General features: G+C 68.9%; 21 protein-coding genes and 1 riboswitch. Of the genes, 6 read left to right on the forward strand and 15 right to left on the reverse strand.

Features of this window, described 5'->3' with window-relative positions:
• Nucleotides 1-36 precede the first annotated feature (36 nt).
• The 4 genes from P0W64_RS09015 to P0W64_RS09030 all read right to left on the reverse strand — a co-directional run bounded on the left by P0W64_RS09015 (nucleotide 37) and on the right by P0W64_RS09030 (nucleotide 4,474).
• Nucleotides 37-1,254, reverse strand: coding sequence for a DUF5336 domain-containing protein (locus P0W64_RS09015; protein WP_275479757.1), 1,218 nt, complete (start codon nucleotides 1,252-1,254; stop codon nucleotides 37-39).
• 162 nt (nucleotides 1,255-1,416) lie between these two features.
• On the reverse strand, nucleotides 1,417-2,319 hold the full coding sequence (gene sucD / locus P0W64_RS09020) for a succinate--CoA ligase subunit alpha (RefSeq protein ID WP_275479758.1): 903 nt from the start codon (nucleotides 2,317-2,319) through the stop codon (nucleotides 1,417-1,419).
• A gap of 16 nt (nucleotides 2,320-2,335) precedes the next feature.
• Entirely contained in the window at nucleotides 2,336-3,499 is a 1,164-nt protein-coding gene (sucC, locus tag P0W64_RS09025; protein ID WP_275479759.1) for an ADP-forming succinate--CoA ligase subunit beta, read from the reverse strand.
• A 111-nt stretch (nucleotides 3,500-3,610) separates the two neighbouring features.
• The gene (locus P0W64_RS09030; protein ID WP_275479760.1) at nucleotides 3,611-4,474 is read right to left on the reverse strand and encodes a hypothetical protein; all 864 of its coding nucleotides are present in this window, start codon (nucleotides 4,472-4,474) and stop codon (nucleotides 3,611-3,613) included.
• A gap of 100 nt (nucleotides 4,475-4,574) precedes the next feature.
• On the opposite strand from P0W64_RS09030, the gene P0W64_RS09035 reads away from it, so the two are divergent.
• The gene (locus P0W64_RS09035; RefSeq protein WP_275479761.1) at nucleotides 4,575-4,859 is read left to right on the forward strand and encodes a hypothetical protein; all 285 of its coding nucleotides are present in this window, start codon (nucleotides 4,575-4,577) and stop codon (nucleotides 4,857-4,859) included.
• 291 nt (nucleotides 4,860-5,150) lie between these two features.
• Entirely contained in the window at nucleotides 5,151-5,537 is a 387-nt protein-coding gene (locus P0W64_RS09040) for a DUF4189 domain-containing protein (protein ID WP_275479762.1), read from the forward strand.
• A gap of 375 nt (nucleotides 5,538-5,912) precedes the next feature.
• Here P0W64_RS09040 and P0W64_RS09045 read toward each other — a convergent pair whose 3' ends face one another.
• The 8 genes from P0W64_RS09045 to P0W64_RS09080 all read right to left on the reverse strand — a co-directional run bounded on the left by P0W64_RS09045 (nucleotide 5,913) and on the right by P0W64_RS09080 (nucleotide 16,029).
• Nucleotides 5,913-7,793: an acetoacetate--CoA ligase gene (locus P0W64_RS09045; RefSeq protein ID WP_275479900.1), complete on the reverse strand. Its 1,881-nt coding sequence runs from the start codon at nucleotides 7,791-7,793 to the stop codon at nucleotides 5,913-5,915.
• A gap of 2 nt (nucleotides 7,794-7,795) precedes the next feature.
• The gene (locus P0W64_RS09050; RefSeq protein ID WP_275479763.1) at nucleotides 7,796-9,427 is read right to left on the reverse strand and encodes an AMP-binding protein; all 1,632 of its coding nucleotides are present in this window, start codon (nucleotides 9,425-9,427) and stop codon (nucleotides 7,796-7,798) included.
• Nucleotides 9,428-9,437: 10 nt separating this feature from the next.
• On the reverse strand, nucleotides 9,438-10,253 hold the full coding sequence (locus P0W64_RS09055; RefSeq protein ID WP_275479764.1) for a CoA ester lyase: 816 nt from the start codon (nucleotides 10,251-10,253) through the stop codon (nucleotides 9,438-9,440).
• Complete coding sequence (locus tag P0W64_RS09060) at nucleotides 10,250-10,735, reverse strand: MaoC family dehydratase (protein ID WP_275479765.1); 486 nt, start codon at nucleotides 10,733-10,735, stop codon at nucleotides 10,250-10,252. The genes P0W64_RS09055 and P0W64_RS09060 overlap by 4 nt, the downstream gene beginning before the upstream one ends.
• Complete coding sequence (locus P0W64_RS09065) at nucleotides 10,732-11,880, reverse strand: acyl-CoA dehydrogenase family protein (protein WP_275479766.1); 1,149 nt, start codon at nucleotides 11,878-11,880, stop codon at nucleotides 10,732-10,734. The genes P0W64_RS09060 and P0W64_RS09065 overlap by 4 nt, the downstream gene beginning before the upstream one ends.
• Entirely contained in the window at nucleotides 11,877-13,814 is a 1,938-nt protein-coding gene (locus tag P0W64_RS09070) for a biotin carboxylase N-terminal domain-containing protein (RefSeq protein WP_275479767.1), read from the reverse strand. Before P0W64_RS09070 ends, P0W64_RS09065 begins: the two co-directional genes overlap by 4 nt.
• A gap of 5 nt (nucleotides 13,815-13,819) precedes the next feature.
• Entirely contained in the window at nucleotides 13,820-15,352 is a 1,533-nt protein-coding gene (locus P0W64_RS09075) for a carboxyl transferase domain-containing protein (protein WP_275479768.1), read from the reverse strand.
• 86 nt (nucleotides 15,353-15,438) lie between these two features.
• A complete protein-coding gene (locus P0W64_RS09080; RefSeq protein ID WP_275479769.1) occupies nucleotides 15,439-16,029 on the reverse strand; it encodes a TetR family transcriptional regulator in 591 nt (196 codons plus the stop codon).
• Between the two features lie 61 nt (nucleotides 16,030-16,090).
• Nucleotides 16,091-16,262: riboswitch (M-box (ykoK) riboswitch) on the forward strand.
• 291 nt (nucleotides 16,263-16,553) lie between these two features.
• Here P0W64_RS09080 and P0W64_RS09085 point away from each other — a divergent pair.
• Genes P0W64_RS09085 through P0W64_RS09095 form a run of 3 tightly spaced genes read left to right on the forward strand, consistent with a single transcriptional unit; the run spans nucleotide 16,554 to nucleotide 20,382 of the window.
• Entirely contained in the window at nucleotides 16,554-17,258 is a 705-nt protein-coding gene (locus tag P0W64_RS09085; RefSeq protein WP_275479901.1) for an MgtC/SapB family protein, read from the forward strand.
• 2 nt (nucleotides 17,259-17,260) lie between these two features.
• A complete protein-coding gene (locus P0W64_RS09090; RefSeq protein WP_275479770.1) occupies nucleotides 17,261-19,048 on the forward strand; it encodes an ABC transporter permease subunit in 1,788 nt (595 codons plus the stop codon).
• Between the two features lie 35 nt (nucleotides 19,049-19,083).
• The gene (locus P0W64_RS09095) at nucleotides 19,084-20,382 is read left to right on the forward strand and encodes a nitrate/sulfonate/bicarbonate ABC transporter ATP-binding protein (protein ID WP_275479771.1); all 1,299 of its coding nucleotides are present in this window, start codon (nucleotides 19,084-19,086) and stop codon (nucleotides 20,380-20,382) included.
• Here the strand turns inward: P0W64_RS09095 and P0W64_RS09100 are convergent.
• Nucleotides 20,369-21,856 carry an amidohydrolase family protein gene (locus tag P0W64_RS09100; protein WP_275479772.1) on the reverse strand — a complete coding sequence of 496 codons (1,488 nt, stop codon included), beginning with the start codon at nucleotides 21,854-21,856 and terminating at the stop codon, nucleotides 20,369-20,371. The two genes, P0W64_RS09095 and P0W64_RS09100, sit on opposite strands and share 14 nt — an antisense overlap.
• A gap of 212 nt (nucleotides 21,857-22,068) precedes the next feature.
• Here P0W64_RS09100 and P0W64_RS09105 point away from each other — a divergent pair, with 212 nt between their 5' ends.
• Nucleotides 22,069-23,070 carry a peptidoglycan DD-metalloendopeptidase family protein gene (locus P0W64_RS09105; protein WP_275479773.1) on the forward strand — a complete coding sequence of 334 codons (1,002 nt, stop codon included), beginning with the start codon at nucleotides 22,069-22,071 and terminating at the stop codon, nucleotides 23,068-23,070.
• Between the two features lies 1 nt (nucleotide 23,071).
• On the opposite strand, the gene P0W64_RS09110 is transcribed toward P0W64_RS09105, so the two are convergent.
• Both P0W64_RS09110 and P0W64_RS09115 read right to left on the reverse strand, forming a co-directional pair.
• The gene (locus P0W64_RS09110; RefSeq protein ID WP_275479774.1) at nucleotides 23,072-23,650 is read right to left on the reverse strand and encodes a maleylpyruvate isomerase family mycothiol-dependent enzyme; all 579 of its coding nucleotides are present in this window, start codon (nucleotides 23,648-23,650) and stop codon (nucleotides 23,072-23,074) included.
• A 64-nt stretch (nucleotides 23,651-23,714) separates the two neighbouring features.
• Nucleotides 23,715-24,653 (reverse strand): RNA polymerase subunit sigma-70, encoded by a 939-nt coding sequence (locus P0W64_RS09115; protein WP_275479775.1) that lies wholly within the window; start codon nucleotides 24,651-24,653, stop codon nucleotides 23,715-23,717.
• Nucleotide 24,654 lies beyond the last annotated feature (1 nt).

The raw sequence follows: 24,654 nt of genomic DNA on the forward strand, positions 1-24,654 counted from the left end.
CCCCCCCCCTCCCGCGATGCCTGTCTAGGCGTGCGGTCAGTCCCGGGACTGCGCGCCGCCGTCGGCCTGGCCGCTCTGGCCGCGTTCACCGGGCCGGAACACGTTGGTCGCGGGGTCGTCGGCAACGGCATCCTCGGGCGCCGCGCCGCTGGGCGTGGCACCCGACGGTGCGGGTCCCTGTGCCGAACCCGAGGGGCCCGGACCCGACGGGGCCGAACCGTAGGAGGCCGCCGACGGGGACGCGCCGTAGCCCGGCGTCGATCCGTACGAACTCGACGGCGCCTGCGCGCCCTGGCTGTACGACGGGGTGTAGCCGCCGTAGCCCTGCCCGGACTGGCCCGGCTGCCCCGCTTGCCCGGAGCCCGGCTGCCCGGAGCCGGACTGGCCGGCCGAGCCCTGCGAACCGAAGGCCTGCGTCGACGCGCTGCCCTGCGCACCGGGAGCGGAGGACGCGGCCGAGCCGCCCGCGGAACCCGCGCCGTACCCGTAGCCGCCCTGAGTGCTCGGGGCCGAGGGAGCCTGCGCCGTCGGGTTCGGGGCCGGGTTCGATTGTCCGGAAGGGCCCGCACTCGCCGTGGAGCCGGACGCCGCACCGCCGGCGCCGCCCAGCAGGCCAGCGTCGGCGAGCACCAATGCGACCGCCGCGGCAGCGGTGAGCAGCGCGAAGACGACGCCTACCCAGGCGCCCCACTCGACGTCCTGGGTGAACGAGATGACCAGTAGCGACAGGAACGCCGCCACCGCGAGCGCGGCCGCAGGCACCCTGCCCACGCCGCCGCGGGCGATGATGCTCAGGCCCGCGGACACGGCGGCTGCGAGGCTCAGCGCGAGTGGGAAGCACAGGTAGGTCTTGAACGCAGACACGTCGACCGACACGACACCGAGGGCCGTCTGGGCGCTCGCGCTCGCATAGGTGAGGAAGCCGGTCAGGAAGGTGATGACACCCAGAGCCGCCGTCGCGATCGCGAGGATACGGCCCAGGTCGAGCGGCTGCTTCGGCGCGGCCGGGATCTGCTGCGGGTATCCGCCGAACTGTTGCCCCTGCTGGCCGTAGCCCTGCGAACCGTAACCCTGCTGGCCGTAACCGCCTTGGCCGGGCTGTCCGTAGCCGGCCTGCCCGGGCTGTCCATAGCCACCCTGCCCGGACTGGCCCGGCTGGCCGGGCTGCTGCCCGTACCCTTGGCCCTGTTGGCCGTAGCCGGGGTACTGCTGCCCGCCCTGCTGGCCGTACCCCCCGCCGCCTGAATACGTCATGAGATGCTTCTCCGCACGTCGTTGCCGTCGGCCCCTATCGAGCCCTCTCCTCCTCAACCTTATACACGCCGGTACTGACAACCTCCTCCACAGAAACGCCACAGGCCCCGCCACCTTCGTTGAGGTGGCGGGGCCTGCTCGTGGCGTGCGGGCGGGGAGGGCCTAGAGCGACTGCAGGATCTCCCGGGCGAGCGCGGCGGTCTCGGACGGCGTCTTACCGACCTTGACACCGGCCGCCTCCAGCGCGTCCTTCTTGGCCTGAGCGGTACCGGACGAGCCGGACACGATAGCGCCGGCGTGGCCCATGGTCTTGCCCTCGGGCGCGGTGAAGCCGGCGACGTAGCCGACGACCGGCTTGGTCACATTGGCCTTGATGTACTCGGCCGCGCGCTCCTCGGCGTCGCCGCCGATCTCACCGATCATCACGATGACCTTGGTGTCGGGGTCCTTCTCGAACGCCTCGATGGCGTCGATGTGGGTGGTTCCGATGACGGGGTCACCGCCGATGCCGATGGCGGTCGAGAAGCCGAAGTCTCGCAGCTCGAACATCATCTGGTAGGTCAGCGTGCCGGACTTGGAGACCAGACCGACCGGGCCGCTACCCGTGATGTTGGCCGGTGTGATACCGACCAGCGACTCGCCGGGCGTGATGATGCCGGGGCAGTTGGGGCCGATGATCCGGGTCTTCTCGCCCTTCTCGACGTTGTAGGCCCACGCGTACGCGGAGTCCTGGACTGGGATGCCCTCGGTGATGACCACGAGCAGCGGGATCTCGGCGTCGATGGCCTCTACGATCGCGTCCTTCGAGAACTTCGGGGGAACGAACGCGATGGAGACGTCCGCGCCGGTCTTCTCGATGGCCTCGGCGACGGAGCCGAACACGGGCAGCTCGACGGGCTTCCCGTCCGAATCGGTGTGCGACACCGTCGTACCGGCCTTGCGCGCGTTGACGCCGCCGACGACCTGCGTCCCGGCCTTGAGCATGAGCGCGGTGTGCTTGGTGCCCTCGCCGCCCGTGATGCCCTGGACGATCACCTTGGAGTCCTTGGTGAGGAAGATTGCCATTTCTCTCGTTCTCCCTTTACTTGTTCGCCAACTCGGCGGCCTTGTCGGCGCCCTCGTCCATGGTCTTGGCGAGGGTGACGAGCGGATGGCCGAACTCACTGAGGATCCGGCGGCCCTCGTCGACATTGTTGCCGTCCAGGCGCACGACCAGCGGCTTGTTGGCCTCGTCGCCGAGGGTCTCGAGGGCGCCCACGATGCCGTTGGCGACCGCGTCACACGCGGTGATACCGCCGAAGACGTTCACGAACACGCTCTTGACCTGCGAATCGTTCAGGATGACGTCGAGCCCCGCGGCCATGACCTCGGCCGACGCGCCGCCTCCGATGTCGAGGAAGTTGGCGGGCTTCACCGCGCCGTGCTTCTCACCCGCGTACGCGACGACGTCGAGGGTCGACATGACCAGACCCGCGCCGTTGCCGATGATGCCGACAGCACCGTCGAGCTTGACGTAGTTGAGGTCGTTCTCCTTGGCCTTGAGCTCGAGCGGATCGGTCGCGTCCTTGTCCTCGAACTCGGCGTGGCCGGGCTGACGGAAGTCGGCGTTGCCGTCGAGGGTGACTTTGCCGTCGAGGGCGAGGATCTGATCGTCCGGAGTGCGGACGAGGGGGTTCACCTCGACCAGGGTCGCGTCCTCGGCGACGAAGGTCTCCCAGAGCTTCTGGATGGTCACCGCCGCGGCGTCGAGCACCTCGGCGGGCAGGTGGCCCTGCTCGGCGATGGAGCGGGCGGTCGCGAGGTCCACGCCCTTGACGGCGTCGACCGGCACCTTGGCGAGGCGGTCGGGCTTGGTCGCGGCGACCTCCTCGATCTCCATGCCGCCCTCGACGGAGCACATGGCGAGGTAGGTGCGGTTGGCGCGGTCGAGCAGGAAGGAGATGTAGTACTCCTCCGCGATGTCGCTGGCCTCGGCGACGAGGAGCTTCTTGACGATGTGGCCCTTGATATCCAAGCCCAGGATGTTCTCGGCGTGCGTCTGTGCGTCGTCGGGCGTCGCGGCGAACTTGACGCCGCCCGCCTTACCACGTCCACCGACCTTGACCTGCGCCTTGATCATGACCGGCTTGCCGATTTCCTCGGCGATAGCCCGTGCGTCTGCGGCGGTGTCCGTCACCCGACCCGGCGTGGTTGGCACGCCGTGCTTGGCAAACAGTTCCTTCGCCTGGTATTCGAAGAGATCCATCAGCTCACCATCTTTGTGATTACATGTGCGCCCGTTATCGCCACGGGACCGTTCCCGACTCTATGCCTCCACAGAAAGGCGATCGTCTCGACCCGAGACAAGTGTGCTAGCTCACGCGTGATCTCGACGTGCGATCGCGACAATCAGACCAGCGACCAGCAGGAACGCGACCGCGGACGCTACCGCGCAGTAACTTCCGGGCCCGGGCGCGGAGCCGACGGGACCGTGCGCGAGCAGGGCGTACACGATCGCCGTCGCCGCGCCGCCGGCGGCGAGCGCGACCGCCCGGGCCGGGCGCGAGCGCGGCAGCAGCCACGCCACCCCGCCGAGCACGATCGCCGCGAGCAACTGTCCCCACGTCTCGACGGACGGGAGCGCCGAGCGCCCGATCCAGGGGCCGACCGGGTGGATGTATACGGGTGCGAGCAGAGAGGCGACGGCGAGCACCCCCGCCACCGCCGCCGCCGCGCGGACCGCCCCGGACGGTGCCCGATCGTCCCCCGGCATCAGTGAGCGGTCGGCGTCGCGATCGGTGTTCCCGGCGACGAGGCACATCAGCGCCGCGACGGCGGAGCATGCCACCCCCGCGCACAGCAACCAGAAGCCGACGGCGAGACGATAGGGCGGCAGGGCCGTACCGACGAGAAGCATCGACTCGAGGTCCGACGGTGCCGCGGTCGCCGCCAGCGCCGGCGCGAGGACGAACGATGCCGTGAGCGGCACCGTCGCCCACGCCACGGACAGTGTGGGGCGCACGCGCACACCCGCAACCATGACAACGAGACCCAATGCGGCACAGACGGTTCCGGCAACGAGAGCGGCGAGGCGCGCCGGGAGCGCGGGCAGCTGCGGGTCGACCGCCAACATCGATGCCCGCATGGTCAGCGCCGGGGCCGCCGCACCCGCGGCCGTCAGCAACCCCGCGGCCACTCCCGCCGCACCCGCCGCCAGATGCACAGTCCGGTTCCGATTCACGCGGCCACGGTAGCAATCCGGGGCTGTTCCAGCCGGGACGCTGCTACGGTCGGAACGATATCCGTGAAAACGGACGACTCGGCGAAAGGCGATCGGCCACATGCGACACCACACCCTGCAGCGGGCGGCCGCGGCCGCGATCGCGATCGCCCTCCTTCCCCTCGGACTCGTCGGCTGTGCGAAAGCTGGCGCAGACACGACATGCAAGGACTTCCTCGGAATGTCCGCCGACGACCAGAAGGCTCAGGTCTCCAAGCTCTACAAGGACAAGCACGACAGGGACCCGTCGGGCCTCGAACTCAGCGGCCTACAGACCGAGGCCTCCGTCTGGTGCAACACCGCGGGGCACGCCGACAGCAAGATCAAGGAGATCCCGATCTCCTGACGCTTCAGCACTCCGCACGAGGCCGGTAAGCGGCCTCGGAGAGTCTCTCCCGACACACGGCGGCGGCGGAAAGCGCTGTCGCGCAGCGTAGGGAGGGGGAACCGAACCAACGCACGCGCGCCGCGACCGTGGCCGCATCATCCGAGGCGGACGCGAGATTCGTCTTCTCTGGCGGCTACAACCTGGTGTGCGGTTGCAACCGATGCGTCGGACGTTCAGCGCTCGCCAACCGAGCGCCAAACAGACTCTGCGAGGGTCCTTCCAACACAACAAGAGTGAAAGGCCCCAACGATGATCAGCATCCGTACCCGCCGCGCGGCCGCCGGCGCACTCGCCGTCGCGACGATTGCCGCGGGCGTCTCCACCGTCACCGCGCCTGCCGCCGGCGCGGCGCCCGTCGACTACGGCGCGATCGCCGTCTCCCGCAGCGGTTCCGTCGGCAAGTCGTGGGACTACGCGAGCGCCGGTGCCGCGCGCCAGGCCGCCCTTGCGCGGTGCGGCTACGGGACGTGCAAGGTCCTTGCGAGCTTCTCCAACGGCTGCGGCGCGGTCGCCGCGACCCCACGCATGTTCGGCGGCGGCGCAGCCCGCGACCTCCGCACCGCCGAGCGCCGGGCCATCGCCAAGTCGGGCGGCGGCATCGTCCGCACCTGGGTCTGCACCTCGAGGCACCTCTGACCGGTTGTGTCCACATATCCACACGTCGGGTGCACATCTCCACCGCATCGCCCGGATAGCCGCGTGGAGGTGTGCACCCGATGTGTGGATATGCGCATCCGGAGCCGCGGACTACTCGGCCTACCGCCGGCACGCTGACCCGGATTCGACGCCGATGGACGGCACGGGCGATGGAGGCATCGACGTGTGGATCCGGTGACGAGGGCTAGGGCGCGATAGCAGCCGAGTATCTGATCAACAAGGCGGCGGGCGAGAACTGATCCGCAAGCGGGGTTCTCGACCTCGCCAGCGCCGACTCGGCCGCCGACAGCGCAGTCGTGGGCTCGGACGACGAGGTGCGCACCGGGTGCGGCTACCGCGCCGAAGGGCGCCGCCTCACCACGCGTGCGTGGCACCGAGCTCCCGATACCAGTCCAGGGCGGCCGGATCGTCGACCGCCCTGGGGTCGACGTCGACCTCATGGCCGCCGAGCATCCGGGTCACCGGGATCTCGAGTTTCTTCCCGGTGCGGGTGTGCGGAATCGCCGGGGCGAGCAGCACCTCGTCGGGAACGTGGCGCGGCGACAGCCTGCTCCGAACGTCGGCGCGGATGCGTCCGATCAACTCATCGTCGAGCTCGGCGCCGGGTACCAGCGTGACGAACAGTGGCATCCAGTACTTCGCGTCCGGGCCGTCGACGCCGACCAACATCGCCTCGGCGACCTCGTCGATCGCCTCTACCACCTCGTAGACATCCGCCGAGCCCATGCGGATCCCGTTGCGGTTCAACGTCGCATCGCTACGACCGCGGATGATGAGCGACCCGCGCTCGGTCAGTTCGACCCAGTCACCGTGCCGCCAGATATGCGGCGCGGGTCCGGCAGACTCGGGCGAATCTGCACTGCCGAGCCACTCGTGCTCGAAATAGGCGGCACGGTACTTGGCACCGTCGGGGTCGTCCCAGAAGCGCACGGGCATCGACGGCATCGGCGCGATGATCACCATCTCACCTACCTCACCGACCAGTGGAGTGCGGTCCGGCGCCCACGCCTCGAGTGCGCATCCCAGGTAGCGCACTGACAGTTCACCGGGCACCACCGGCACACCTGGCGAGCCGCCCGCGAACGCGGTTACGACATCGGTCCCGCCGCTCACCGACGAAACCGGGATCCCCTGCTGCACATGCTCATCGATCCATACGAAGAGGTCGGATGCGAGCGTCGAGCCCGTGGACCCGACGGTGCGGACCGCGAGTTCGTGCTCCCGTCCCGGATCCAGCCCGGCCTTGCGCGAAGCCTGCAGCTGACCCGGGCTCGTACCGAAATACGTGACGCCTTCGTCCTCGAGCACCTGCCACAGCCGGTCGGCGTCGGGGTACAGCGGATGTCCGCTGAAGCAGACGATGGTGGAACCCACGAGGAGACCGGCCAGCTGGTAGTTCCACATCATCCAGCTCAGCGCGGTCTGCCAGAAGAACACGTCGCCCGGACCGAGGTCACTGTGCAGAGAGGCCACCTTGAGGTGCTCGAGCAGGACGCCGCCGTGGCCGTGCACGATCCCCTTGGGCCGACCCGTGGTACCGGAGCTGAAGAGCACCCACAGCGGATGATCGAAGGTGACTCGAACCGGCTGCGGCACATCGCTCCCCGGCCCCGGAAGCTCCGTCACGACGCGCGCCGCCGGGACCGAGAGTAGTTCGGCGAGCGCTGCGGTGTCGCCGGTCTTGTCGATCCACCTACCGCCGTAACGGTAGCCGTCGCACGCCACCAACACCGTCGGTTCCAACTGAGCCATCCGCCCGGCCGCGCCCTCGGGCGCGTAATCCTGGCCGCAGCCCGACCAGATCGCACCGAGCGATGCGGTCGCGAGGAACGCGATGACCGTATCGGGAACGTCGGGCATGTAGCCGACCACCCGGTCACCCTGCCGCACACCGAGTTCCGAGAACAACTGCGCTGCGGCGGCCACTCGGCCAGGCAGCTCGGACCAAGAGATCTCAGTGCGCTCGCCCTCCTCCCCGACACCCACGATCGCCGCTCCCGGCAACCCGACATGGCCGAGCACCTGATCGACGTAGTTGAGCTCGACCTCCGGGAACCACCGCGCGCCCGGCATCTCAGATGATGCGATCACCGGCCCTCTGCGCGGGCCGAGCTCGAGGTGGTCCCAGAGCGCGCCCCAGAAGGCGGCCGGCTCCGTGACCGACCACTCGTAGAGTGCCGCGTAGTCGCCGGCAGCGAAACCCTGTGCGGTGGCGAAACGGTCGATCTTCGGCATGGTCATAGGTCCAGTCCCAGCAACTTCACCGACTCCTCGCGCATCTGCACCTTGCGAACCTTGCCGGACACCGTCATAGGGAACTCGGCGACGACGTGCACGTACCGCGGGACCTTGTGCCGGGCGATCCGCCCCTCGGCGAACGCGCGGAGGTCGTCCGCCGTGAATCCGGATACCCCGTCGCGCAGCCGGATCCACGCCATGAGCTCCTCGCCGTACCGCTCGTCCGGTACGCCGATCACCTGAGCGTCGAGGATGTCGGGATGGGTGTACAGGAATTCCTCGATCTCGCGCGGGTAGATGTTCTCGCCGCCCCGGATGACCATGTCCTTGATGCGTCCGGTGATCCGTACATAGCCGGCCGCATCCATCGTGGCCAGGTCGCCCGTATGCATCCAGCCGTCGGGGTCGATCGCCTCCGCCGTCTTGCCGGGCTCGTCCCAGTAGCCCAACATCACCGAGTAACCGCGCGTACAGAATTCGCCCACCGCCCCCTTCTGCACCGTGTCACCCGAGAAGGGGTCCACGATCTTGATCTCGAGGTGCGGTCCCACGCGCCCGACGGTGCCCACCCTTCGCTCGAACGAGTCGTCGACGCGGGTCTGCGTGGACACAGGCGACGTCTCGGTCATTCCATAGCAGATGGATACCTCGCGCATCCCCAGGCGGTCTATCACCTTGCGCATCACCTCCTCCGGGCACGGCGAACCGGCCATGATCCCAGTGCGGAGGGTCGACACGTCGTAGTCGACGAATCCGGGCAGGGCCAGCTCGGCGATGAACATCGTCGGCACGCCGTAGAGGCTCGTGCACCCCTCCTGCGCGACGGCGGCGAGAGTCGCGACGGGATCGAACGACGGTGCCGGGATCACCATCGTGGCGCCGCTGCACACGGCGGCGAGGTTCGCCATCACCATGCCGAAGCAGTGGTAGAACGGCACCGGGATGCAGACGACGTCCCGCTCTGTGTAACCGACGAGCTCGCCGACCATGTAGCCGTTGTTCAGAATGTTCCTGTGCGACAGGGTCGCCCCCTTGGGGAAGCCTGTCGTCCCGGAGGTGTACTGGATATTGATGGGGTCGTCCGGCGACAACGCCTCGCCGACGCCCGCCAGCTCGGCGAGCTCGTTCGCCGTCGGTTCCACGTGGATCCGTGCCCACTGATCCGGTACATCGAACAGGATCACCTCGTGCAGCGTCGGCGCCTCAGATCGCGCATCGGCCAGCATCTGCGCGTACTCGCTCGACCTGAACCGGGTCATGGAGACGACCACGGAGATCCCCGACCGGCTCAGCGCGAACTGGAGCTCCCGCTGGCGGTACGACGGGTTGAGGTTCACAAGCGTCACCCCGGCCAGCGCCGTACCGAACTGGACCAGCACCCACTCCGGCGTGTTCGGCGCCCAGATACCCACGCGGTCACCGGGCTCCACCCCGAGGCGACGCAACCCCACTGCGACACGACGGGCGTCGTCGAGCAACTCCGACCAGGTCCAGCGGCGGCCGCTCGGAACATCGACGAGGGCCTCCACGTCACCGTGTGACCGGGCGGTCGCGGTAAGCCGGTCACCGATGGTGATCTCGAGGAGCGCCGGCTCCGCGATCCCTCTGTCGTACGACGCGTCGGTAGTCATAGCCCTCTCCCTATGCGCTTTCTGCGGGTATACGTCGCAGGACCGCGCGCGCCTGGGCGAGGAGCGGCGCGTCGATCATCCGGCCCCGCACGGAGAACACGCCGTGACTGCCGCGCTCCGCGTCCAACACCTCATGCGCCCAATCGACCTCGTCGTCGGTCGGCGCGTAGGCCGCGCGGACGACGGCCACCTGTGAGGGATGGATGCACGCCGTCCCGTCGTAGCCGAGGGCCATCGCGTCGAGCGCCTCCTCGCGGAGGCCATCGAGGTCTGCTATGTCGATATGCACCGCGTCGAATGCGAGCCGCCCGTGCGCCGCGGCCGCGAGGCGCACCGTGGAACGCACGTGCAGGGCCACGTCGCGGTACGTCCCGTCCGGGGACCGGCTCGACCGGCCGCCCATCGCAGCGACGAGATCCTCGGCGCCCCACATCAGACCCACGCAGCGTGCATGCGCCGCGACATCGGCGGCACGCAGGGCACCCATCGGCGTCTCGATGAGGGCGATCACCTCGTGGTCGAGCTCATCGAGCTGGTCCGGATGCTCGGTTTTGGCGAGCATGATCGCACGGTAGTCCGTATCCGCCAACGCGCGTACGTCCTCGGCGAAATCTGCACTGCCAGTGGCATTCACACGTACGATGGTGCGAGAGGGATCTAGCGGATGCTCCACCATCGCACGGCGCGCCGCGGCCTTGTCGGGAGGCGCGACCGCGTCCTCGAGATCCACGATGACGGCGTCTGCCCGGTCGGCCGCCTTCGGATAGCGCTCAGGCCGGTCGGCGGGGCAGAACAGGATTGCGGGGCCCGGTGGTATCCAGCTCATCGCGGCGCCTTCCGCACCAGGGTTGCACGCTCAGCGACGGCGACGACGGTTCCGTCCTGGTTCCGCGCGACGTGACGCAGGGTGACCACACCCTCCCCGGGCCGCGTCCTCGACTCCCGCTTGCCCGTGCACAGCGTCTCGGCGTACAGCGTGTCGCCGGCGTAGACGGGATGTGGGAAGGCGATCTCGGAGAAGCCGAGGTTCGCGACCAACGTGCCCTGCGTCAGTTGCGCGACCGAGAGTCCGACCAACGTCGACAGCGTGAACATCGAGTTGACGAGCCGCTGGCCGCCGAAGCCCGGCTGACTTGCAGCCCACGCGGCGTCCAGATGCAGGGCCTGCGTATTCATGGTCAGGGTCGTGAAGAGGACGTTGTCGGCCTCGGTCACCGTGCGCCCCGGGCGATGCTCGTACAGAACGCCGTCCTCGAACTCCTCGAACCACAGGCCCCGCTGCGTCACCGTCTTGGTCGGCTCCGTCATGACAGCCCCAGGGACCGCGCGATGAGCATCAGCTGCACCTCCGTTGTGCCCTCGCCGATCTCCAGGATCTTGGAGTCGCGGTAGTGCCGTGCAACGAGGTACTCGTTCATGAAGCCGTACCCGCCGTGGATCTGGGTCGCCATGCGCGCGTTGTCCATCGCCGCCTCGGAGGCGATCATCTTCGCGATCGCTGCCTCCTTCTTGAATGGCTTGCCCGCCAGCATGAGCCGCGCTGCCTCGTAGTACGCCAGGCGCGAGGTGTGTGCCCGCGCCTCCATACGTGCGATGGCGAAAGATATCGACTGGTACTCGCCGATGGCCTTTCCGAACGCCTTGCGCTCACGGGCGTAGCGGACCGACTCGTCGACGCAACCCTGCGCGACACCGGTCGCCACAGCGGCGATCGCGATGCGCCCCTCGTCGAGGATCGACAGGAAGTTGGCATAGCCACGCCCCTCCTCGCCGAGCAGGTTGCCGAGCGGGACGCGGCAGTCGTCGAAGCTCAGCGGATGTGTGTCCGATGCGTTCCAGCCCACCTTGTCGTACGGCGGTTCGACCGTGAACCCCGTTGTGCCGCTGGGCACGATGATCGTCGATATCTGCTTCCGGCCGTCTGCACCGGTGCCCGTGACCGCCGTGACCGTGACCAGGCTCGTGATGTCGGTGCCGGAGTTGGTGATGAACTGCTTGGAGCCGTTGATCACCCAGCTGTCGCCGTCCCGCTTGGCGGTGGTCGCCGTGCCACCGGCATCAGAGCCGCAACCCGGCTCGGTCAGGCCGAATCCGGCGATCGACCTGCCCTCCGCCAACGCCGGAAGATGCTGCTGCTTCTGTTCTTCCGTGCCGAAGCGATAGATCGGCATCGCGCCGAGACCGACACCGGCCTCGAGTGTCATCGCGACGGACTGGTCGACTCTCCCCAGTTCCTCGAGCGCCAGCGACAGGGCGAAATAGTCGCCACCCATGCCGCCGTACTCCTCGGGGAACGGGAGCCCGAACAGTCCGATCCCGCCCATCTGCCGGATCACCTCGTACGGGAACGTATGGTCTCGGTCGTGCTGCGCCGATACCGGCGCCACGACCTGGTCGGCGAAGTCCCGCACGGTCTTCCGCAGGTCCTCGTATTCGGTCGTCAGCTCGGTCATGCCTTCTCCTCGTCCTCGGCGTCGTGCGGGGTCACCGTCGCGAGCACCTGATCGGCTGTCACCTTGTCCCCCTCCGCGGCGGCGAGCGTTACCACGCCCGAATGCGGGGCGGTCAACGGGTGTTCCATCTTCATCGCCTCGACGATCATCACGGTGTCGCCGACGGAGACGGCCGCTCCGTCTTCAACGGCCACCGCGACCACCGAACCCGGCATGGGACTGGCGATCTCGTCGTCGTGCTGGAGATCTCCCGATCTGCTCTCCGGGCGCGCATATCGCAGCAGATGGGCGCCGTCCGGGCCGGCGTACCAGACCTGACCGCCGTCGAGTGCGACGACGACCGGCTCGGCCACACCGTCGACGACAAGCCGCTCACCGTCGATCACGGCCTTCAGCGCGGTCTCGCCCACGGTCACGTCGTCGCCGAGCACGGCTACATCGGCCGCCTCGAAGCGCACCACGGTGGCCTCGGGACCGCCTATGCGCCAGCCCGTCTCACTGCGCCACGGCCCGTAGCCACGTGCGGCCGCGATAGTAGTCAGTGCCGCCGCCGCGTAGGCGCGCGGCGTCGGCACCGGGCGCTCGTACTCCGGCGCGAGACGGTCCAGCAGCGCTGTGTCGAGGCGCCCCGCGGCCACGGCGGGATCAGCCAGCACCGCGCGGCAGAAGTCGACGTTGGTCCGCAGCCCCGCGATCGAGGTCGCGGCCAGTGCGCGATCCAACCTCGCGAGGGCTTCAGCGCGATCACCACCGTGCGCTATCACCTTGGCCAGCATGGGATCGTAATCGCTGCCCACGACGTCGCCCTCCGCGATGCCGGCGTCCACCCGGGCACCCGCAGGCCAACGCAGCGCGAGTACCGTTCCGCCCGTCGGGAGGAATCCGGCGGCCGGGTCCTCCGCGTAGACGCGCGCCTCGATCGCGTGGCCGCGCATCGTGACGTCGTCCTGTGCCATGGGCAGCCGCTCGCCCTCGGCGACCCGGATCTGCTGCTCCACCAGGTCGACTCCCGTCACCAGTTCGGTGACAGGGTGCTCGACCTGCAGGCGCGTGTTCATCTCCATGAAGAAGAACTCGTCCGGCTGCTTCGCCGAGACTATGAACTCGACCGTGCCGACACCGGTGTACCCGACCGACCGCGCCGCATCGCAGGCGGCCTCGCCGATACGTGCCCGCGTGGCGCTGTCCAACAGGGGCGACGGAGCCTCCTCGATCACCTTCTGGTGACGGCGCTGCAGCGAACACTCGCGCTCGCCGAGATGCAGCACACCGCCGTGCGTATCCGCGAGCACCTGCACCTCGATATGCCGCGGTGTGTCGACGAAACGCTCCAGGAACAGCGTGTCGCCGCCGAACGCGGCACCCGCCTCGCGCCGAGCCGCGGCCAGTGCGGCAGGCAGATCCTGCCGATGGTCGACGCGGTGCATGCCCTTGCCGCCGCCGCCCGCGCTCGGCTTGATGAGCACCGGAAACCCGATCTCGGTCGCGGCCGCGATCAGCTCCTGATCCGTGAGCCCGGGGCGCGATACGCCCGGTACCACGGGGACGTGGCGCTCGGAAACCGCGGCGCGAGCGGTGATCTTGTCGCCCATCGTCTCGATGGCCGATGCCGGCGGCCCCAGGAACAGGATCCCCGCCTCGGCGAGAGCCCGGGCGAATGCTGCGTTCTCCGAGAGGAACCCGTATCCCGGGTGCACGGCGTCGGAGCCGGTGCGGCGCGCCGCGTCGACCACGGCGTCGATACGCAGGTAGCTCTCGGTGGCCGCGGCCGGGCCCAGGCGTACGGCCTCGTCGGCCTGCCGCACGTGCGGCGCGTGGGCGTCCGCATCGGAATACACAGCGACGCTGGCGATCCCGAGTCTCCGCAGGGTCGAGATCACGCGGCATGCGATCTCGCCCCGGTTCGCGATCAACACCTTCTGAATGGTCGGCATGTCTCTCACATCCGGAAGACGCCGTAGCCGACGTCGGTTAGCGGGGCGTACTGAGCGGCGTCCAGCGCAAGGCCGAGGACGGTACGGGTGTCGGCAGGGTCGATGACGCCGTCGTCCCACAGTCGCGCCGTCGAATAGTACGCCTGTGACTGGCGGTCGAACTGCTCACGCACCGACTGCTTGAACTCCTCGACGCCCTCCGGGTCGCGACGCACGGATGCGAGCGTGTCGGCGGCCTGAGGTCCGCCCATGACCGAGATGCGCGCGTGCGGCCACATCCACAGGAAGCGCGGCGAGTAGGCGCGTCCACACATGGAGTAGTTGCCGGCTCCGAACGAACCACCCACGATGACGGTGAATTTCGGCACTCGAGCACATGCGACGGCCGTGACCATCTTGGCGCCGTTCTTCGCGATGCCGCCCTGCTCATACTGCTTGCCGACCATGAAGCCGGTGATGTTCTGCAGGAAGACCAACGGAATGCGACGGCGATCGCACAGCTCGATGAAGTGCGCGCCTTTGAGCGCGGCCTCGGAGAACAGGACGCCGTTGTTGCCGACGATCCCGACCGGATGACCGTGGATGTGGGCGAACGCGGTCACCAGCGTCGTCCCGTAGCCGGCCTTGAACTCGTCGTATTCGCCCCCGTCGCAGACGATTTCCAGCACCTTACGTACGTCGTACCCGACTCTGGAGTCGGTGGAGACGACGTCGTAGAGGTCGGTCTGCGGGCGGGGCGCGTCCCTGGCCGGAGCCACGTCCCACTGCGGCGTACCCAGCGGCCCCAGTCGCGCGATGATCTTCCGGACACGCGCGAGAGCCTCGTCATCGGAGTCGACCAGGTGGTCTGTCACCCCGGATACCGTCGAGTGCATGAGACCGCCACCCAGGTCCTCGGCCGTGACGTCCTCCCCTGTCGCCGCCTTCACGAGCGGCGGGCCGGCCAGGAAGATGGTGCCCTGCTCGCGGACTATGACGGTCTCGTCACACATCGCCGGGACGTAGGCGCCACCCGCCGTGGAGCTGCCGAGCACGGCTGCGATCTGCGGAATCCCGGCGGCGCTCATGTTGGCCTGGTTGTAGAAGATGCGGCCGAAGTGCTCTCGGTCCGGGAAGACCTCGTCCTGGTTGAGTAGCATCGCTCCACCCGAGTCGACCAGGTACACGCAGGGGAGCCGATTCTGCTGCGCGATCTCCTGCGCCCGCAGGTGCTTCTTGACGCTGACCGGGTAGTACGTTCCGCCGGAGACCGTGGCGTCGTTGGCGACGATCATCACCTGCCGGCCACTCACCGTCCCGATGCCTGCGACGACACCGGCCGACGGCGCCCGTCCGCCATACATGTCCTCGGCGGCCAGGGGCGCCACCTCCAAGAAGGGACTGCCCAGGTCCAGCAGGCGGCGGATGCGCTCGCGGGCCATGAGCTTGCCCCGAGCGAGGTGCTTCTCCCGAGCGCGCTCCCCCCCGCCCTGCGATACCCGCCGCAGCCGATCGCGCAGTTCCGCGACGCCCGCCTCGTGCTGCTCCCGGAACGACACCGGCACTCCCTCGATTCGAGTTAATGACTGATAACTGAAAGCGTAGGGTGGCGCGCGCCACTTGGCAAGCCCGGACCCGGTCCGGATCAGCCGAACCCGAGTGCCGCGACGGCCATGGACCGGAGCAGTCCGCGCAACTCGTCCTCCGGCATCACAGGCAGGGACGGGGCTGCGTTGAGCAGGCCGAACACGGCGTGCACGCGGGCGCGGTTCGCAGGTAGCTCACCGCCCAGCCGGGTCAGCTCGGCGGCCCAGGTCTCCACGTAGCGCCGTTGGAGGCGACGCACGGTTCTCGCGTCCTCCTCGGTCAGTGACCACAGATCGCGGTACTGCACGCGGATCAGATCCGGCTCCGTCACCGCGAAGTCGACGTGGAAGTCGACGAGCTCCGACAGTGCGGCCGCCGGATCGGAATGCCGCTCGACGACCTCGCGCCCGCCGCCGTAGAGGTGCTCGGAGATCTCGACCAGCAGTGCCGCGAGCACGTCCTGCTTACCCGAGAAGTGGCGGTACATCGCGGGACCCGACACCCCGACGGCGGCGCCGATGTCCTCGAGGCGGACCCCGGCGTATCCGCGCTCCGCCATGAGGCGCGCGGCCGCAGCAAGCAGCTCACGTCGCCGGGCCGCCTTCGCGCGCTCCCGCGGCGTCACGCTGTCCTCGATGCCGGATTCCATGCGGCATCACATTACTCGGGCTTGCGCGTCTCCCGGGAATCGTGCAACTCTTATCCGGCAAGGTGCCGATCGTTCGCTGAGGCTCCTTCGCGGATACAGGCCAGCGACCCCGAACGTCGAGAGACGCCCCGGGTCAGGACAGGGTCATCCGGATTAAGGGTGGCCCCCGATTGGCTCCCGCCACAGGCGGGTTCACGCCGCGAAGTGCCGAAGGTCTGACTTGGAGGAGCACCTGTCCCCTGGAGGGGACTTCCTCCTGCGCACCTGCGCCGAATTCGAAGCCGAGGGATCGGCGACGACGCGAGGAGGTGACGGATGCCCGACGGAAGTCACAGACGCGGTGTCCGCACCGCTCGCCCCGTGACGCGCTAGTCGAGCGCGCCGACGGGACTGCCAGCGCGGAAACCGCCACCGCACATACTCACAGCCGCTGACGCGGCATCGTTCCACTCGCCCTCGCACCGCGCGCCGCAGCGCCGGCGAAGGCGGGCCCAGTCGCGCACGGAGGGCGAGAAGCCATGCACATCAACACTATCGAGATGATTCTCCGGATCGGGGCGGGCGTCGGTGCCGGCACGCTGATCGGACTCGAACGCCAATACCGCGCGCGGATGGCGGGGTTGCGCACCAACGCCCTCGTGGCGCTCGGCGCGACGCTGTTCGTCGTGCTGTCCGCCTACGGCTTCGCCGGCGGCGATCCCACTCGCGTCGCGGCCCAGATCGTCTCGGGCATCGGCTTCCTCGGTGGCGGCGTCATCCTGCGCGATGGCCTCACGGTGCGCGGGCTGAACACCGCTGCGACGCTGTGGTGTTCAGCTGCCGTAGGGGCGCTCGCCGGTTCCGGTCTGTATCTGGCGGTACTGATCGGCACGGCCGCCGTGGTCTCCGTGAACACCGCGCTCCGGAGCGTTGGCCACGCCGTCGACCGCGCACCCGACACCGCGGGGCGCGAGGAGCCGAGCACCTACGAGTTCGTGGCCGTCACCACCGACGATGCCGAGGCCCACGTGCGGATCTCAGTGGTGCAGACGATCACCCGAACCGCGTTCCACCTGCAGTCGATCGCGAGCGAGAACACCGAGGACGGCCGCGTGGAGGTCCGTGCCACTCTCGCATCCGACGATCGCGACGACCGCGCGATGGAGTCGGCCGTCAGCCGCCTCAGCCTCGAGCCGTCGATAACACGCGTCAGCTGGAACGTCCTCGCCCCCGCCGAGAAGGACATGTAGCCATGGCCGTCACACGCTTCGGCCGACGCCGCGCGACAGCCGGTCCGGCCCGCACCGTCCGCGTGCCCGCGGGCGCCCCCGCGCCGCTCCGTGGGCGCTCCGTGGCCGCCGACCTGCTCGTCCTCGTCGGCACCATCACACTGATCTGGGCAGTAGTGCGCGTCGGACAGGGAATGAGCGCGTCCGTGAACATCGCGGATGCCCCCGGCACGATCGACACCGATCCTGTGCATCTCCCCTATTACGCGGCGCGCTCGCTGCTGCGGATGTTCATCGGACTGGCCGCGTCGCTGCTCTTCACGTTCGTCTACGCCACGGCCGCGGCGCGGTGCCGACGCGCCCGGGCGGTGCTGCTCCCGATCCTGGACATACTGCAGTCGGTACCGATCCTCGGCTTCCTCTCGATCACCGTGACGCTGTTCCTGGCGCTGTTCCCCGGCTCGACGCTGGGCCTGGAGTGCGCCGCGATCTTCGCGATCTTCACATCGCAGGCATGGAACATGACCTTCTCCTTCTATCACAGCCTGGTGAGCCAACCTCGCGATCTCAGCGAGGCCGCCGTCGGCCTGAGACTGACTCGCTGGCAGAGGTTCTGGCGACTCGACGTGCCGAGTTCGCTGATACCGCTGGTGTGGAACGCGATGATGAGCTTCGGCGGCGGTTGGTTCTTCCTCACCGCTTCCGAGGCGGTCTCGGTGTCCGGGAAGAACTACGCACTGCCCGGCATCGGGGCCTACGTCGCCTCCGCATCGGACGGCGGGCGGTTGGGCGATGTCTGGTGGGCGATCCTCACGATGGTGGTGGTCGTGATCGCGGTCGACGTCTTCTTCTGGAGCCCGCTCACCGCGTGGGCCGAGCGGTTCCGGATCGAGGACACGGAGTCCGGCCGCGAGCCCCGCTCCGCCGCCCTGGCGATCCTCCGCCGCTCCCATCTGCCCGCGGTCATAGGCCGCCTGGCCGGACCGGTGATCGAACTGTGCGACAGGGTCTTCGGTGCGATAGGAGGGCGAACCACGCCACCCGCGGGCACCATCGGCCGCCGCGCGGGCGACTTGGTGTTCGCCACCGCGGTCACAACGGTCCTGGCGTATACGGTGTTCCGCGTCGCTGACGTCGTGTACCGCGAGGCGGGCTTGCACGAGGTGGGTCACACGCTCCTGCTCGGACTCGCGACCATGTCGCGCGTCATCGTGCTGATGGCGGTATGCACGGTGATCTGGGTACCGATCGGCGTGATGATCGGGCTTCGCCCGCGGCTCTCGCGCCCGCTGCAGCCGATCATCCAGATCTGCGCGAGCTTCCCCGCCAACTTCCTGTTCCCGATGGTCACCGCAGCCTTCCTCGCGGCGCATATCCCCCTGGATCTCGGCGGCATAGTGCTCATGGCACTGGGCACCCAGTGGTACATCCTCTTCAACGTGATCGCTGGCGCGTCGGCGATTCCGGGCGATCTCCTCGAAGCCGCCGACGACATGCGCCTAACCCGAGCGCTCCGATGGCGGAAGGTGTTGCTGCCCGGCGTGTTCGCTTCGTTCGTCACGGGTGGTATCACCGCGGCGGGCGGCGCATGGAACGCCTCGATCGTCGCGGAGATAATGACCTACAACGGCACCACCTACCATGCGCACGGACTCGGGGACTACATCGCGCGGTGGACCGCGTCCACGGCACCGGGCCACGCTGCGCATCTACTGCTGGGCATCGCCGTCATGTGCGCGTTCGTCGTCATCACCAACGCGACCTTCTGGCGTCGCCTCTACTCCCTGGCAGAGCGTCGATACTCCCTCTGACACAGACGATATCCGTTTCGACACGAAGGATCACCATGACCACCCCACTGATCGAACTGCGCGATCTGACGAAGAGCTTCGAGAGCGCGAAAGGAGATACCCTCACCGTCCTCGACGGCATCCAGCTGACGATCGACGCGGGAGAGATAGTCGCCCTGCTCGGTCGTTCCGGATCGGGCAAGTCCACGCTCCTGCGCATAATCGCCGGGTTGATCCCCGCGACTTCCGGCACCGTCGATGCAAACGGCAAACCCCTCCGCGGGGCCAACCCGGGCACCGCGATGGTGTTCCAGTCCTTCGCCCTCATGCCGTGGCTCACCGTGCAGGACAACGTCGAGCTCGGTCTCGCAGCCCGCGGGATACCGCGGTACGAACGCCGCCGGCGCGCCCTCGAAGCCATCGACACCATCGGTCTCGACGGCTTCGAATCCGCGTATCCCCGTGAGCTTTCCGGCGGCATGCGACAGCGCGTCGGGTTCGCTCGTGCGTTGGTTCTGCAGCCCGATCTGCTGCTCATGGACGAGCCCTTCTCGGCGCTGGACGTCCTCACCGCAGAGAACCTGCGCAACGAGATCACGGAGCTGTGGACGCACCGGGACTTCCCCACCAAGAGCGTCTGCATAGTCACGCACAACATCGAGGAGGCGGTGCTCCTCGCCGATCGGGTGGTGGTCCTCGGCAGCAAGCCCGGGCACATCGTGCACGAGACCCACGTCCGGATATCGCGCCCTCGCAACAGGAATGCGCCCCAGTTCGCGGCTCTCGTCGGCGAGCTCTACGGCACACTCACGGGCCGCGACACCACACCCGAGGTCAGCGCGCCCGCTTCCAACGCGACTCCCGTCGGCCGCCCGTTGCCCGACGCCACCGTCGGCGGTCTGGCCGGCCTCGTCGAGATCGTCTCGGCGCGCGGCGGAGACGCGGACCTACCGGAACTCGCGGGCGAGCTCCATCTCGAGATCGACGACCTGCTGCCGCTCGTCGACGCCGCAGCTCTCCTGGGCTTCGTCTCTATGGGCAGCAATGAGATCGAGATCACCGATACCGGAAGGGAATTCGTGGCCGCAAGCATCACCGGAGCCAAGGAGGTGTTCGCGGAGCACGTCCGCAGGCGGGCACCCCTGGTGCGCACGATCGTCCGCGCGCTCGAGTCCAGCTCCGATGGCAGCCTGCGACTCGGCTTCTTCGTCGACCTCCTCCGACGGAGCTTCGCACAGGAGGACGCCGAGCGCCAGATACGCATCGCGATCGACTGGGGACGGTACGCGGAGCTGTACGACTACGACACGGCCGACGACAAGGTGCGCCTCGATCCCGCGCTCACCCGCCCGTAGCCCGGCCCTCCTCCGCCTGCGGCCGGGTGCGCCGCAGTAGCGCCGGGTCCACGCCGAACCGCCGTCGCCCCACCGAGGCGACGGCGTCCACGTATGCCGCGCGCAGCGCGTCCTCGTCCACGAGCGTCGAACATCCGTCGCGCAGCACGACCCGGCCTCCGACCACGACGGTGCGCACGTCCGCCGACGAGCCCAGCGTCACCAACCCTTCGAGCGGCCGGGCGCGCAGCAGGTACCGCCAGTCGTCGGCACGCACGATGACCGCGTCGGCGGCGCGGCCTGCCCCGAGGGTCCCGAGGCGGTCCCCTGCTCCGAGCGCGACGGCACCGGCCGACGTCGCCATCTCCAGGGCGCGCGAGGGCACGACCGCCGTGTTGTCGGACGCAGACTCGTTGTGCATGAGCATCCCCGCTCGCATCGCCTCGATCATCCCGCCCGTCGGCATACCCTCCCCGTCGGTGGACAGGGACACCGACAGCCCGCGCGCGGCCAACTCGCGGATCCGTCCGGTGCCCGACACCGCGGACTCGCCCGAGAGGCCGTACTTCGCGGGCGAATGCGTGACGTGCACGCCGGCGTCGACGAGGAGATCCACCTCGCCGTCGTCGATCCACGCCGTGTGCGCGACCACGGTGCGCGACCCCAACCAGCCGAGCCGGGCCAGCCGCCGCACTGGACTGACGCCGAACGCCTCGGTCGTGCGCGCCACCTCGTCGGGCAGGGCACCCACGTGCGTGGCGAGCGGCACTCCCCATGCCTCGGACCGCTCCACCATGCCGCGTGCGAGCTCGTCGCTGAGATTGGACGGGTAGATCGCGGACAGCATCGTGGTCACGCGCTCGCAGCCGACGGTGCGCTCGCGCAGCGTGTCGAAGTCGGCGAGCACCGCGTCGGCGGGGCGCGTGCGCTCGAAGCCCGGGTTGCAGGCACCGTCGGTCGCCCACACCGAGAGCGCGGCACGAAGACCGATCCGCTCGACGGCGCCGACGAGGGCGTCGGCGGTGTTCATGGAACCGAAGTCGCCGAGCATCGTCGTGCCGCAGCGCAGCTGCACCCACACGGAGTAATCGGCGATCGCTCGCGCCTCGGCGGGTTCCAGGGACGCTCCGAACAGATAGCCCCGATCGAAGTCGGTGGACAGGCGGCACAGGTCACCGCCGTGAGCGAACGGGCCCGGCACGTCGAAGCGGTCGTCGAAGGGCTCGGGCCGCGCACCCCTTCCCGTGAGCGCGGCGGCCCCGCGGCCGAGGACCTCGTGCCAGTGCGGATTCACGAACCCGGGGAGGACGAGGTGCCCGCGGGCATCGATGCGCTCGACGCCGGACCCGAGTCGGGCGGCGGCCTCCTCGACGTCAACGGACGCGCCGACCGCCGCGACGCGGCCGCCTGCGAGGAGGAGGGCACCGTCCTCGTGCGATAGGTGAGGGTTTTCGAAGACCGTTCCGCCGGTAACCAGGAGAGGGATGTCTTGCACGAGCCGACGCTATCCGCGCGGATCGGGCGACCCGGCATGATTCGGGTCACAAATCCTGTGAAAGGATTCACAGACACCCCGACATGCCGGGAACGGGTTGTAGGGCCGCAACCTTTTCGTTATCGTCGGCTGGCGTGCATCACAGATCGGTCACGAATGTGATCATTCAGTGATCCCAAGCATGACTTTACTAGAGTGGATTGGTTGATCGTATGGCATATGGTGACGAGCGCCGCGCCAGCCTCGCTGCCCAGGTGATGGACACCCCGACCGCGATCATCCCGCTCGACGAGCTGGAGCGTCGCCTCGAGGACGCCTACAGCGAGTCCTGGCCGGAGGCCGAAGAGGCGAGCAACGCACTCGTCTATCACCCCGGCACCGCCGAGATCACCCAGGACCTGGTCATCCCGGAGTCGGTCGTCCAGGAGTACCGCACCGCCGCGCCCGAAGCCGAGCCCACCGACCTCGTCGAGGCCACTGAACCGGAGGCCCCCGCCGAGCCCCGCACGCAGCCCGCTCCCGTCCGTACGAGCGGCCGCCACCGCGTACCCCAGGCTCCGCACGTTCTCAAGGGCCGCCTCGCCCTCCTCTCGATCGCGGCGGGTGCCACCGTCGCGGGTCTGGCCGTGGGCGCCCCGTCCAGCAAGGCGCCCGCGGGGGCGCCGGCCGACGCCCCCGTCGTGCAGGATCCGTCGAACGCACGGGCCGCTCAGCTGCCCGCCCCGAACGACATGCAGCAGTTCTCGAATGTGCTGCCCGAGGGCAAGGCCCGAAAAGACGCTTCCGACGCGGCCATCGCGGCGACGCAGCGGCCGCTGTACGTACTCCCCGCGAAGGGCACCTTCACGTCGGTCTTCGGCGGCCGCTGGGGCGCGATGCACGCCGGCGTCGACATCGCGGCGCCCATCGGCACCCCGATCGTCGCGGTCGAGGACGGCACCATCATCGACGCCGGCCCGGCGAGCGGCTTCGGACTCTGGGTCCGCCTGCAGGCCGCCGACGGCACGATCACCGTGTACGGCCACGTCAACACGATGACGGTGAGCAAGGGCCAGAAGGTCATGGCGGGCGACGAGATCGCCACCGTCGGCAACCGTGGCAACTCCACCGGCCCCCACCTCCATTTCGAGGTCTGGAAGGACGGCAAGACCAAGATCGATCCGTTGCCCTGGCTCGCCCAGCGCGGCATCTCGCTCGGCAACTACGCCGGATAGCTCAGACCACCCGTGGCACGGCCTTGCGCCCCGTCACGATCATCAGCAGCTCTGCGGCAGACATGGTCACCGCCCGCCCGGATCCCACCGCCACGTCCGCATCGGATGCCTCCAGCCTGACCCCCGTCAGATCGACGCCGAAATATTTCAGCTGCTTGGGGCGGACCTCGCTCAGCACCGTCCCGGTCACCGCCGGATCCGGCTCCGGCAGGCCGAGGGGCATTGTTATGTCCAGCCCGTGGATCACGTCGTGCGACAGCGCACCGACCTGCCCGCCACCCGGCGGCGTCCACCGACTCTCGGCGTTGTCCGCGTAGTTCTCGAGCAGTTCCGGATCGGACAGGAGCTCTGTATCGCGCAGCGCGGCACGGTTCGAGAAGCGATTGAAATCGCCTCGTGCACGGTCGATTCCGAGCAGAATCGCCGGAATCCGGTAGCGATACGGCATGGTCAGGTGCGCGATGACCTCGCGCACGCGCCAACCCGCGCACAGGGAGTCCGCACCCCAGGCCTCGGGATGCTCCGCCAGTAGCCCGGCAAGCCGCTTCCGCTCGGCCACCGTCGTCACGTACAGGTCCATGACCGCTCCTTTGTCCGTCGGCAGGACGTCCTGCCATAGGTACTACGGAGAAGCGCCGCGAAAACTATCGCTCGAGAACAGCGGGCAGCCCGAATTCGCCGAAGCGTTCCGCCGTGCCGAGGAACGTGGTCATGCGGGACACGTGCGGTCCCCGGATCTCCAGCGCGACCAGCGCGAAGGGCCGCAGGACACCGTCCTGGTCGGGGCGATACTGACCGAAGCCCGGCCCGCCGCTCACCACCGCCGGCGCGAGCTTTGCGCCGTCGCACCCGCCCAGCGCCAGCAGCCGGGCGATCGTGAACCGCCCACGGACCCACCACCGGAACGGAGGCATATCGCTGATCGCGTCGCGCTGCAGCAACGCAGCGAACGCTTCGACATCGTGCCGCTCGAACGCGTCGACGTAGCGCGCCAGCAGATCCGCCTGCACCGGGTCGAGCGGGGCGTATGCATCCGACGGTGCGCCTCGCCGCGCCACGAGCGTGGTGCGCGCCCGCTGCAGCAGGCTCACGACGGCGGCGGTGCTGGTCTCCAGGATCGCCGCCGTCTCGTCGGCCGTGAATGCGAGGACGTCGCGCAGAATCAGCACCGCACGCTGGCGTGGGGGCAGCCACTGCAGCGCGGCGACGAAAGCCAGCCGCACGCCCTCGCGCTCCACGGCGATATCGCCCGGATCGGGCACGGGCTCCACGAACATCGCATCGGGCAGCGGGTCGCCCAGCGGCGCACCGGGTTCCGATTCGAGCCCGAATGACGTGGAGAGCAGCCGACGATGGCGCCCACGCAGCTCGTCGAGGCAGACATTGGTGGCGATGCGGTACAGCCACGGGGCGAGCGGCCGGCCGGGCGTGAAACGGTCCGCCCGCGCCAGGGCGCGCGTGAGCGCCTCGGCGGCCGCGTCCTCCGCATCCGCCACGCCCCCGAGCATGCGGTAACAGTGTCGGACCAGCGCTGGGCGGAACTCCTCGAGGTCGCCGACCGGCAGCGCCGCCGAGTCGGTCACG

Origin of the sequence: Tsukamurella sp. 8F (genome assembly GCF_029167375.1) — a bacterium.
GTDB lineage: Bacteria > Actinomycetota > Actinomycetes > Mycobacteriales > Mycobacteriaceae > Tsukamurella.